The sequence below is a fragment of the Paraclostridium dentum genome (assembly GCF_048568265.1).
Lineage (GTDB): Bacteria > Bacillota > Clostridia > Peptostreptococcales > Peptostreptococcaceae > Paraclostridium > Paraclostridium dentum.
The window spans coordinates 2,616,440-2,629,511 of record NZ_CP183813.1 but is presented as its reverse complement, the minus strand read 5'-3'; the positions used below and the strand labels follow the sequence as shown (position 1 = coordinate 2,629,511).

Below are 13,072 nucleotides of genomic sequence, written 5' to 3'. Positions count from 1 at the left end.
ATAATAATATTGTCCTTTCTTCTCTTATAAAATAAAACTACTTAAACTGAGACTAGGGTGTGAAAAATGAAGGTAAGTTATAGACATTTAAAAAGATATAAAGAAATAGTCCATATACTTTTAAAATATGGATTCAGTATTATTGTTGAAAAACTTAATATAGAAGGAGTAGCTTATAAAATTCCTATAACAAATCCACCGGCAGAGATAAAGAATATGACTACAGGTGAAAGGCTTAGAAAAGCATTTGAAGAATTAGGGCCTACATATGTAAAATTAGGACAGATATTAAGCACGAGAAAAGATTTACTAGATCAAAGCATTATAAACGAATTGGTAAAGCTAAGAGATAATGTTGAAGTGTTTGATACTGAAATTGCTATGAGCATATTAAAAGAAGAGCTTAGTATGCCTATAGATAAAATTTTCGAAGAGTTTAATGAGACACCTATAGCAGCCGCATCTCTAGGGCAAGTTTATGAAGCAAAATTAATTAGTGGAGAAAATGTAATAGTAAAAATTCAAAGACCTAATGTTGAGCAGTTGATAAAATCGGATATAGAAATTTTAAAGTCTATTGCATCTGCTCTAACGGATATAAAAAAAGATTTAAATATAGATGTACAAGGTATAGTTGAAGATTTTGAAACTCAGATTTTAAGAGAGCTAGACTATAACTTCGAAGCTATAAATGCTGTTAAATTTCAAAATATGTTTTCTAATACAAATGAAGTTTATATACCTAAAGTATTTATGAATTATACAACTCAAAAAGTTGTAGTATTAGAAAAAATAGTTGGAGTTAAGCTTAGTGACGTAAATAAAATGAAAAAGCTAGGATGGGATACGGAGAAAATAAGTGAAATAGGAATTAGATCTTTATTTAAACAAATTTTTGAATATGGATTTTTCCACGCAGATCCGCATCCAGGAAATATATTTGTTATAAATGAAAATTGTATAGCGTATATAGATTTTGGAATGATTGGAATTATTGATAAGAAAATGTTAAATACATTAAATTCAATAACACTTGCAGCTGTGGATAGAAATATAGATAGAATAATATACTTACTGATGGAGTTAGATGTAATATCTTATGATACTAACTTAACTGGCCTAAGACAAGATTTACTTTATTTAATGCATTATTATTATGATGTACCAATAGATAAATTAAGCTTGGGAGATATATTAAATGAAGTATTTAGATTTTGTAGAACATATAAGGCCGCGCTTCCGCCACAATTAGTATTATTAGGAAAAGCTCTTATTACCTTAGAGGGTACGGCTAGAGAATTAAATCCTAATTTTTCAATAACTGTTGCAGGAAAATCATTTATGAAGTATTACTACCTAAACAGGTTAAATCCTGAAAATCTAATAAAAGAATCAAAACAAAGCGCTCAAGAAGCTATTGCAGATATAAGGATAATTCCTAGACAAGTAAAATCTATTTTAAGAAATATAGAAAAAAACAATATTAAAATTCACATTGAAGATGTTAAATTCTCTAAATTAGAAAAAATAATAACAGATTTAGCAACTCAACTATCCTTAAGTTTAGTGCTAGCTGCATTATTAGTTGGATCCTCTTTAATAATAGCTTCGCCAAATGTAAATAGCAATTGGTGGGTTAAAGTACTTGCATTTTCAGGATTTGTAGTTTCTTTTTTAGTAGGAATACTTTTAGTTGTGAAGATAATAAGATCACAATATATAAAAAAATAGGGGGAGATATACATGTTTAACAAAAAATGGACACTTAAGTACAAAGGTAGCATAAAAGAATATGATTTAGGTAAAAAAATGAAGATTTCCCCGGAAATAGGGCAAATTTTAAAAAATAGAGGTATTAAAGATAAAGAAGATGCTGAAATTTTTATAAACCCGTCATTAGATTACTTAAGAGACCCATTTTTAATGAAAGATATGAAAAAAGCTGTAGATAGAATAAAATATGCTATGGAAAATAATCAAAATATATGGGTATATGGAGATTACGACGTTGATGGAGTATCATCTACATCTATATTATGTATATATTTCGACTCTATAGGATACCCAGTTAAATACTATATACCAAATAGATTAGAAGAAGGATACGGTATAAATGAAGATGCAATAAGGATACTGAAGGAACAAGAGTGTGATTTAATAATAAGTGTAGATTGTGGAATAACGTCTGTAAAAGAAGTTGAATTAGCTAATGAATTGGGTATAGATATTATAATAACAGATCACCATGAGGTACAAGATAAAATACCAGATGCGTATGCAGTCATAAATCCTAAACAAAAAGATTGTAACTATCCATTTGATATGTTATGTGGTTGTGGAGTAGCATTCAAAATTATACAAGCATTAACTCCTGAAGACGAGTTTAAAACCTCTATGTACAAGTACCTAGAGATAGTAACTTTAGCAACTATATGTGATATAGTACCTTTGGTGGATGAGAACAGAATAATTGTAAAAAATGGCTTAAAGCTTATGAAAGATGGAGAAAATATAGGTCTAAGAGAACTTATAAATGTTTGTGGAATTGAAACAGATAAAATAGGTTCATCACATATAGGATTTTCTATAGGACCTAGAATTAACGCTTCTGGTAGATTAGGATATTCATATTTAGGTGTTGAATTATTTACAACTAAATCAAAAGAAGAAGCTATGGAAATAGCTAGTTTATTAGAAGAAAAGAATAATGAAAGACAAATGATAGAAGCTAAAATGTATCAAGAAGCAGAAGATATAATTTTAAATGACAAAAACTATAATTCAGATAAAGTACTAGTAATAGCAAAAGAAGGATGGCAACATGGAGTTATAGGTATAGTTGCATCTAAATTAACAGAAAAGTATTATAAGCCAACAATACTTTTAACTATTGAAGATGGAGAAGCTACTGGGTCTGCTAGATCTATAAAAGGGTTCAGTATATTTGATACTTTAGTTAATTGTTCAGAGTTACTAAATAAATTTGGTGGACATGAACAAGCAGCAGGACTATCAATGGATTCTAAAAACATAGAAACTTTAAGAAGAAAAGTTAATGAAATCGCAAACTATCAACTTACAGAAGATGATATGGTAGAAAATATATCTGTAGAGTTTGAATTAAATGAAGGTTCTATAGATTTTAATTTAATAGAAGAACTTCATAGTTTAGAGCCTTTTGGAATGAGTAATCCAAGTCCTAGATTTATAATGAGGGAATTAGAAATAAGAGGTATTTTTAGACTAGGAAAAGATAAAAATCACTTAAAATTAAACTTAGAAAAAAATAACGTATATGAATGTATAGGATTTAACATGGCATATATGTCTGAGCAATTTGAGGTAGGGGATAAAGTTGATGTACTATTCCAATTAGATGAAAATAACTACATGGGAAATAGAAAAATACAATTTTTACTAAAAGATATAAGAATGGCATATCCAAAGGATATTGGTAAAAATTTAGATAGTATAAATTTATTTAGAAATATTAAACCTTGTTTAGATTCAAATAATAAAATTTCAAATTATGGAAAAGTTAATATGGATGGATGCAAAGATATAAATGTATTTGACTATATAAATGAAAAAAGTTTAGTAATTGCAAATTCAGTAAATGGATTTTTCAAAGCATTATCAGATATATCACTTACTGAATATGAATTTGACATAAATTACAATATTATAGAGAATATAAACAACAAAGTTCAACTTATATTCTTTCCCTATATTGATAAAATAGATTTAAAAAGATATAATAATATTATTCTTTATGATTATTTATATGATATTGAGGAATATTCATGTCTATTTGAAGAAAGTGACAATGAATGTGAAATTATAAAATATTATGATAAGAATGATTTAATATATATAAATAATATTATTAGAAGTATAATTCCAGAGAGAGAAGAATTTATAACTTTATATAAAATAATGTCTAAATATAAAGAAATAAAAATTAATATACTAGACATTAAATCTAAGTTAAACATAGCACCAATAAAATTATTTGCTATGTTAAATGTGTTTAAAGAATTAGATTTAATTAATTTTCATGTGGAAGATGAAAATAGTACTTTAACAATGGAAATTATGCCAAAACCAAGTACTAAGATTGATTTAGCTTCAAGTAAAGTACTACAAGGACTTAATCAACTTAAGGATAAATACAAGCAAAGCTATTAGGAGGATTTAAATGAACTTAAAAGATTCAATAAGAGAGATTAAAGATTTCCCAAAACCAGGTATAGGATTCAAAGACATAACAACTTTATTAAGCAACGGAGAAGCATTTAAGTTTGCGGTAGATGAAATAATAGCAGATCTAAAAGATAAGAGTGTTGATATAATAGTTGGACCAGAAGCTAGAGGTTTCTTAATGGGAACACCAGTTGCTTATGGAATGGGTATAGGATTTGTACCAGTAAGAAAGCCAGGTAAGTTACCAGGAGAAACTGAAAAGTTTGAATATGGATTAGAATACGGAACAGACACTTTAGAAATCCATAAAGATTCAATAAAACCAGGGCAAAGAGTTGCAATAGTAGATGACTTATTAGCTACAGGTGGAACTATGGAAGCTGCAGCTAAACTTATAGAAAAATTAGGTGGAGAAGTTGTTTCTATGCAATTTTTAATAGAATTAGAAGAGTTAAATGGTAGAGATAAAGTATCTCAATATCATGTAAACTCACTTGTAAAATATTAATAGTGTTCAATAGTTGGTAAAAAGCCAACTATTTTCATATATATCAAAATTTATACTATAAAATAGGTGGTACTATGCAAGATAAGCAATTACAAGAACTAATAGAAAAAATAAAAAGATATGCCCCTAATGGCGATTTAGACTTAATTGAGAAAGCCTATTACTATGGTAAAAAAGCTCATGAAGGACAATTAAGAAAATCTGGGGAACCATATTTTATACATCCAATAGCTGTTGCTAATATACTTTGTGATATGGAATTAGATATGCAAACTATAGCAGCGGGATTATTACATGATGTAGTTGAAGATACCGAATTTACATATGAAGATATTAAAAATGATTTTGGGGAAGAAATCGCAGACCTTGTTGATGGAGTAACTAAACTTGGACAGATAAAGTATAAGTCTAAGGAAGAGACGCAAGCTGAAAATTTAAGAAAAATGTTTTTAGCTATGTCAAAAGATATAAGAGTAATACTTATAAAATTAGCCGATAGGTTACATAATATGAGGACTCTAAAGTTCATGCCGCCTGAAAAAGCTAAAGCTAAAGCGACAGAAACGCTAGAAATATACGGTGGAATTGCAAGTAGATTAGGAATATACAAAGTAAAATGGGAACTAGAAGATATCGCACTTAGATATATAGACAGTGATGGATATTATGATTTGGTGGAAAAAGTAGCTAAGAAAAGAAGCCAAAGAGAAGCTTATATAGAAAGAATAGTACATATTCTTAAAGAAAAATTTGATGAAGTTAATATAAATTGTGATATATATGGAAGACCTAAGCATTTCTACAGTATATATAGAAAAATGAAAAACAAGCATAAAGATTTTGAAGAGATATATGATTTAATGGCAGTTAGAATAATCGTAAATTCAGTAAAAGATTGTTATGCAGTTTTAGGTATGGTACATACCCTATGGAAGCCAATACCAGGAAGATTTAAAGACTATATAGCTATGCCAAAGCCTAATATGTACCAATCTTTACACACTATAGTTGTAGGACCAGATGGAGAGCCGTTAGAAATTCAAATAAGAACTAATGAAATGCATAACATAGCAGAGTACGGAATTGCTGCACATTGGAAGTATAAAGAAGGAAAAACCACTGTTAAAGAAAGTAAATTAGAAGAAAAACTACAATGGTTAAGACAGATGATGGAGTGGGAAAAAGATTTAAAAGACCCACAAGAATTTATGGATGCATTAAAAGATGATGTATTTAATAGTCAGGTGTATGTATTTACTCCAAAAGGTGATGTAATAGAGTTGCCGGCTGGATCAACACCGATTGATTTTGCATACAGGGTTCATACCAATGTAGGAAACAAATGCGTAGGAGCTAAGATAAATGGAAGAATAGTTACATTGGACTATAAACTACAAAATGGTAATATTGTTGAAATTTTAACTTCAGCAAATTCAAGTGGCCCAAGTAGAGATTGGATAAATATAGTACAAACTCCTAATGCTAAGTCTAAAATAAGACAATGGTTTAAAAAAGAAAGACGAGAAGAAAATATAGAAAGAGGTAGCTTGATTTTGGAGAAAGAATTCAAAAAATATAGCATACCAACAAAAGATCCAATAATTGAAAAGTATATGCTTCAAATGGCAAGAAAGTTTAACCAACCGACTGTAGGTGATTTAGTAGCAACTATAGGATATGGAGGTATAATGCCATCGCAGATAGTGCCTAAAGTAAAAGAACTTTATGAAAAAGATTACGTAAAGAAATCTTCTGAGATAAAGGTCGTAGATGATATAAATAAACATAGTATAGGTGAACAAGAGTATACTAAGAAAAGAAAAAAATCATCACCTCAAGGCATTATAGTAAAGGGAGTAGACAATATACTTGTTAGATTTGCTAAGTGCTGCAATCCAATACCTGGAGATGAAATTATAGGATATATAACAAAGGGAAGAGGAGTTGCTGTACATAGAAAAGATTGTCCTAACTCTAACTTAGACAATGACTACTTTAAAAACAGATTAGTAGAAGTTTCTTGGGAAAACTCGAATAACGCCAAATTTGAAGCTGAAATTCAAATACAAGCAGAAGACAGACGTGGAATTATAAATGACATAACACATATTGTGGCTATAGAAAAAGTATCATTAAATGGAATTAATGCAAGAAAAGGAAAGTTAAATATTGTAAGTGTAAACTTACTTGTAGAAGTTGATAGTATAGAAACATTAACTCTTTTGATGAAAAAAGTAAGAGCAATACCGGGAGTAGAAGATATTTATAGAGTTATAAATTAAGGAGGCATTATGAGAGCTGTAGTTCAGAGGGTAGCATCATCTAGTGTCACTGTGGATGAACAAAAAATTTCAAATATTGAAAAAGGATTATTAGTACTTTTAGGAGTGACACATGAAGACACTAGTAAGGATGTTGATTATTTAATAGAAAAAATAGTTAACTTAAGGATATTTGAAGATGAAGATGAAAAAATGAATTTATCTCTTAAAGATATAAATGGAGAATTGATTGTTGTCTCACAATTTACATTATACGGAGACTGCAAAAAAGGTAGAAGGCCTAACTTTACAGGAGCGGCTAAGCCAGATTTAGCTAATAATTTATATGAAGAATTCATAGAAAAAGCTAAAAAACAAAATATAAATGTTGGTACTGGAAAATTTGGAGCACATATGATGGTTGAGCTGATAAATGATGGACCAGTTACAATACTTATAGATTCTGAAAAAAATTTTTAAGGGGGATTTAGTTATGATAATAGAGAAATTTACAGATCATTTATTTGGAGAAAACACATACTTAATAGCAGATAAAAACACTAGAGAGGGTGCAGTTATAGATCCAGGTGGAGAAGTAGATGACTTAATGAGATTTATAAAAGATAATTTTATAGATGTTAAATATATAATACTTACTCATGGGCATGGAGACCATATTGGTTGTGTACCTAAGTTAAAAGAAGCTACTAATGCATGTATAATAGCTGATAGTGAAGAAAAAGAGCTGCTTTTAGATAAAAAGAAAAACTTAAGTTATAGAATGCATTGTGGAGCAATAGAGTTTGATGCAGATAAATATGTAAATGAGGGAGATAGTATAAAATTAGGAGAATTAAAACTTAAATTTATACATACTCCAGGACATACAAAAGGTTGTATGTGTATAAAAGTTGGAAATCACATGTTTACAGGAGATACATTGTTTGCTGGAAGTATGGGAAGAACTGATTTATACAGTGGAGATGACAACCAAATGAAAAAATCATTAAATAGATTAAAAAAATATGAAGACGATATAATAGTATATCCAGGGCATGGTCCAAATACTACAATGGGAATAGAAAAAGCAACTAATCCATATTTAGTATAAGGTATTTGCTTAGAATAACAATAAAGGAGTAGTTTAAATGTTAGGTATTGAGTTAAAAGGACATGACTACAAATATGAAATTGCAGAATTATTCAAGTTATTTACTACTCAATTTAAATTTATAAAAGAAGATGAAAAATTTGAAAAAGTTTTGATAAATGAGTTTATTAAAGATGAAGATTATATAAAGAGTACAACTAAATACTATGAAAATAATGATTTAAAGCTTTGCAAAGAAGAAGTTTTTAATATAAATTCTTTAAATGAAGAAGAGATAAAAAAGAAATCTAAAACTATTATAAAGAGAAGTATATTTAAGGTTTTAAGTGAATTGTACGATACTTACGTTCCATGGGGGATTTTGACAGGGATAAGACCTGTTAAAATAGTCCATAGTTTGTTAGATGAAGGACTGAGTGAAGTTGAAATAAGACAAAATCTTAAAGATAATTATTTAATAAAAGATGAAAAAATAGATTTAGCTTTAGATATAGCAAAAAGAGAGCGTGTATTTATATATCCTATTGATAAAAACAAAATATCTTTATATGTAAGTATTCCTTTTTGCCCTACAAGATGTGTGTATTGCTCATTCCCTTCTAATCCTATGAAACAATTTGGACATTTAAGAGAGAATTACGTAAAAGCTATTATAAAGGAAATAAAAGGATTAGCGAAACTATTAAAAGAGACTAATAAAGAAATCGAAACTTTATATATAGGTGGAGGTACACCAACAACATTAGAGGCTGAACAACTAGATAATTTAATTAAAGCTCTATTTATGGAACTTGACTTAACAAAAATAAAAGAGTTTACAGTTGAAGCTGGAAGACCAGACACTATAAATAGAGAAAAGTTAGAAGTTATGAAAAAGCATAATGTTACTAGAATAAGTATAAATCCTCAAACTATGAATAATGAAACTTTAGTCAAAATAGGTAGAGATCATAACGTAGATGATATAGTAAGATGTTTTAATATGGCTAGAGATCTTGGATTTAATAATATAAACATGGATATTATACTAGGTTTAGTAGATGAAAATGTGGAAATGGTTAGAAATACTTTAGAGAGAATAAAAGAACTTTCTCCAGAGAGTTTAACTGTACATACATTAGCAATAAAAAGAGCATCTACACTAAAAGAAAATCTAGATAAGTATGAACTTACAAGATATGAAGAAATGGTAAGTATGATAAATTTATCTATGGAGTATGCAAAATCTATGGGGCTTAATCCTTACTATATGTACAGACAAAAACATATGCTTGGAAACCTTGAAAACATAGGATATGCTAAAGAAGGATTTGAATGTATATATAATATTCAAATTATGGAAGAAAAGCAAAGTAATCTTGCTGTAGGGGCAGGTGCTATCAGCAAATATGTATATGTAGATGAAGATAGAATTGAAAGAACTGACAATGTTAAAAATGTAGAAATTTACATAGATAGAGTTGATGAAATGATAGAAAGAAAGGAAAAGGAGGTATATAAAAATGTTAACTAAAGCTCCAAGAGGAACTAAAGATATAACTCCAAAAGATGCATATAAATGGAATTATGTTGAAAATAAATTTAGAGAAGTATGCGCATTATTTGGATATGAGGAAATAAGAACTCCTATATTTGAACATACAGAGTTATTCCAAAGAGGTGTCGGAGAAACAACAGATGTAGTTCAAAAGGAAATGTATACTTTTGAAGATAAAGGAAAAAGAAGTATAACACTAAAACCAGAAGGTACAGCTGGTGCAGTTAGAGCATTCATTGAAAATAAAATGTATGCAGACACTCAACCAACTAAATTATTCTACCAAACTCCATGCTTTAGATACGAAAGACCTCAAGCTGGAAGACAAAGACAATTCCATCAATTTGGAATAGAAACATTAGGTAGTGATAAACCATCTATAGATGCTGAAGTTATAGCTTTAGCTGTTCAATTTTTCAATGAAGTGGGATTAAATAATTTAGAAACTTGTATAAACTCAGTAGGGTGTCCTACTTGTAGAGAAAAATATAATAATATTTTAAAAGAGTATCTGGATGCCAAAAGTGATGTTTTATGTGAGACTTGTAACGAGAGAAAAGAAAAAAATCCAATGAGAGTTATAGACTGCAAAAATCCAGTTTGTAAAGAAAATTTAGCAGATATTCCATATATGATAGATCACTTATGTGATGACTGCAAAGATCATTTTGCGAAGGTTCAAGAGTATTTAACTGAAATGGGTATAAATTTCAAGGTTGATAAAACTATAGTTAGAGGACTTGACTACTACAAAAAGACTGCTTTTGAAATAATATCAAATGATATAGGAGCACAAAGTACAGTTTGTGGTGGTGGTAGATATGATGGACTAGTAGAACAACTAGGAGGTCCTAAAGGCGTTAGCGGAATTGGATTTGCTCTTGGTGTTGAAAGATTATTATTAACTCTTGAAAATAATAATATAGAAATACCTAACCCTAAAGCTACAGATATATTCATAGCTACAATAGGTGAAAATGCTCAAACTAAGAGTTTTAAAATATTAAAAGATTTAAGAGAAAATCATATAAGTGCAGATAAAGATCATTTAGATAGAAGTTTAAAAGCTCAATTTAAATATTCAGATAAATTAAATGCAAAATATACTATAGTAATAGGTGATGATGAATTATCAAATGATGAAGTTAAATTAAAAGATATGTCAACATCAGAACAAACTACTATAAAATTAAGTGAAATAGTTAAAGAATTAAAAAATAGATTATAGATAATTCTTAATAATTAATAACATATTGGAGGAAAGACATGGAGACTCTAAACGGATTAAAGAGAACTCACTATTGTGGAGACTTAAGAGAATCTAATATAGATGAAGAAGTTGTACTTATGGGATGGGTACAAAAGAAAAGAAACTTAGGTGGATTAGTATTTGTAGACTTAAGAGATAGAAGTGGAATTTGCCAAATAATATTTGACACAGATGTAAATGCAGAAGCTTTTGCAAAAGCTGAAAAGTTAGGATCTGAGTATGTAATAGCAATAAAGGGTAAGGTTGCAGAAAGATCTTCTAAAAATCCTAATTTACCAACAGGTGATATAGAAGTATTTGCTACAGAATTAAAATTACTAAATAAATCAGAGACACCACCTATATATATAAAAGATGACGATAATGTATCTGAAGAATTAAGACTTAAATATAGATATTTAGATTTAAGAAAACCATCTATGCAAAAGAACTTAATATTAAGAAGTAGAGTTGCTAGTATAGTTAGAAATTACTTAACAGAAAATAATTTCTTTGAAATAGAAACACCATTTTTAATAAAACCAACTCCAGAAGGAGCTAGAGACTATTTAGTACCAAGTAGAGTAAATGAAGGTAAATTCTATGCACTACCACAATCACCTCAATTATTTAAACAATTACTAATGGTAAGTGGAATGGATAGATACTTCCAAATAGTTAAGTGTTTCAGAGATGAGGACTTAAGAGCTGATAGACAACCAGAGTTTACTCAAATAGACTGCGAAATGTCTTTTGTTGAACAAGAAGATGTTATGGCTATAATGGAAAAAATGGTACAAAGAATATTCAAAGAAGTATTGAATGTAGAGGTTAACTTACCTCTTAAGGCGATGACTTATGCTGAAGCTATGGAAAGATATGGATCAGATAAGCCTGATACTAGATTTGGATATGAATTAACTAATATATCTGATGTAGTTGCAAATTGCGGATTTGGTGTTTTTGCTAATGCTACTAAAGATGGTATGAGTGTTAGAGGTATAAATGTAAAAGGTAAAGCAGAAGATTTTTCTAAGAAACAAATTGGAAAATTAGAAGATCATGCTAAAACTTATAAAGCAAAAGGACTTGCTTGGATGAAAGTTGGAGAAAATAATGAAGTAACATCTCCTATAGCTAAGTTCTTCACAGAAGAAGAAATAAATGCTATATTAAATAAAATGGATGCTCAAGCTGGAGACTTATTATTATTTGTTGCAGATAAGGACAGTGTAGTATTTGATGCTTTAGGTCAAGTAAGATTAGAAGTAGCTAGAAGATTAGAATTATTAGACAGTAATACTTATGAAATGTTATGGGTTACTGAATTCCCAGTATTTGAAGAAGATGAAGAAACTGGAAGAATGGTAGCTAAACATCACCCGTTCACTTCTCCATTAGATGAAGATTTAGAAAGATTAGAGAGTGATGATAAAGCTTCTTTAAGAGCTAAAGCTTATGATATGGTTATAAATGGTTATGAAGTAGGAGGAGGAAGTGTTAGAATATTTAATGCTGATGTTCAACAAAAAATGTTCAAAGCATTAGGTTTCACTGAAGAAGAAGCTCAAGAAAAATTCGGATTCCTATTAGATGCATTTAAATATGGTACTCCACCTCATGCTGGTATGGCATTTGGTCTTGATAGACTTATAATGATATTAGCTGGAACTACTAATATAAAAGATGTAATAGCATTCCCTAAAAATCAAAGTGCTGTTTGTCCTATGACTAATGCTCCTGCAATTGCAGAAGAAGCTCAATTAGATGAATTAAATATAAAAGTTGATATAAAAGATAAAGAATAGCACGTTTAAAATAAATACTGTTGAAGAAAATTCAGCAGTATTTATTTTTTTTTGAAGAAAATAATATATAATATATTATATGAATGAAAAAGAGGTAATAATATGGAGAAAAAATTAGCTAAAAATAATGATAAGGAAGCCATTATAAAGAGATTAAATAGAATTGAAGGTCAAGTAAAGGGTATTCAAAAAATGGTAGAGGATGAAAGATATTGCGTTGATATTTTAGTTCAAATATCAGCAATAAGATCAGCTATAAATAGAGTTGGGAATATAATACTTGAAAATCATATAAAAGGATGTGTATCAAATTCGATAAAAGAGGGTGAAACGCAAGAATCAGAGGAATTAATTTCTGAACTGATGGAAACTATAAACAAATTTACAAAATAGGG

General features: G+C 29.0%; 10 protein-coding genes. All 10 read left to right on the top strand.

Going from position 1 to position 13,072, the window contains the following annotated elements; genetic code table 11:
* Nucleotides 1–66: 66 nt before the first annotated feature.
* The 10 genes from ACN6I1_RS12205 to ACN6I1_RS12160 all read left to right on the top strand — a co-directional run bounded on the left by ACN6I1_RS12205 (nt 67) and on the right by ACN6I1_RS12160 (nt 13,070).
* Nucleotides 67–1,731: an ABC1 kinase family protein gene (locus ACN6I1_RS12205; protein WP_419742085.1), complete on the top strand. Its 1,665-nt coding sequence runs from the start codon at nt 67–69 to the stop codon at nt 1,729–1,731.
* 12 nt (nt 1,732–1,743) lie between these two features.
* Nucleotides 1,744–4,188 carry a single-stranded-DNA-specific exonuclease RecJ gene (recJ, locus tag ACN6I1_RS12200; protein ID WP_419742084.1) on the top strand — a complete coding sequence of 815 codons (2,445 nt, stop codon included), beginning with the start codon at nt 1,744–1,746 and terminating at the stop codon, nt 4,186–4,188.
* A 10-nt stretch (nt 4,189–4,198) separates the two neighbouring features.
* Nucleotides 4,199–4,711 carry an adenine phosphoribosyltransferase gene (locus ACN6I1_RS12195; RefSeq protein ID WP_419742083.1) on the top strand — a complete coding sequence of 171 codons (513 nt, stop codon included), beginning with the start codon at nt 4,199–4,201 and terminating at the stop codon, nt 4,709–4,711.
* 74 nt (nt 4,712–4,785) lie between these two features.
* Entirely contained in the window at nt 4,786–6,993 is a 2,208-nt protein-coding gene (locus ACN6I1_RS12190; RefSeq protein ID WP_021431781.1) for a RelA/SpoT family protein, read from the top strand.
* Between the two features lie 9 nt (nt 6,994–7,002).
* Nucleotides 7,003–7,452, top strand: a complete 450-nt coding sequence (gene dtd / locus ACN6I1_RS12185; RefSeq protein WP_035116838.1) for a D-aminoacyl-tRNA deacylase — start codon at nt 7,003–7,005, stop codon at nt 7,450–7,452.
* A gap of 13 nt (nt 7,453–7,465) precedes the next feature.
* Nucleotides 7,466–8,083, top strand: coding sequence for an MBL fold metallo-hydrolase (locus tag ACN6I1_RS12180; RefSeq protein WP_257440154.1), 618 nt, complete (start codon nt 7,466–7,468; stop codon nt 8,081–8,083).
* Nucleotides 8,084–8,120: 37 nt separating this feature from the next.
* Nucleotides 8,121–9,596: a coproporphyrinogen dehydrogenase HemZ gene (gene hemZ / locus ACN6I1_RS12175; RefSeq protein WP_419742082.1), complete on the top strand. Its 1,476-nt coding sequence runs from the start codon at nt 8,121–8,123 to the stop codon at nt 9,594–9,596.
* Nucleotides 9,586–10,848, top strand: a complete 1,263-nt coding sequence (gene hisS / locus ACN6I1_RS12170; protein WP_053832141.1) for a histidine--tRNA ligase — start codon at nt 9,586–9,588, stop codon at nt 10,846–10,848. The genes hemZ and hisS overlap by 11 nt, the downstream gene beginning before the upstream one ends.
* Nucleotides 10,849–10,886: 38 nt before the next feature.
* A complete protein-coding gene (gene aspS, locus ACN6I1_RS12165) occupies nt 10,887–12,677 on the top strand; it encodes an aspartate--tRNA ligase (protein ID WP_419742081.1) in 1,791 nt (596 codons plus the stop codon).
* 102 nt (nt 12,678–12,779) lie between these two features.
* A complete protein-coding gene (locus ACN6I1_RS12160) occupies nt 12,780–13,070 on the top strand; it encodes a metal-sensitive transcriptional regulator (protein ID WP_021428502.1) in 291 nt (96 codons plus the stop codon).
* The last annotated feature ends 2 nt before the right edge of the window (nt 13,071–13,072 follow it).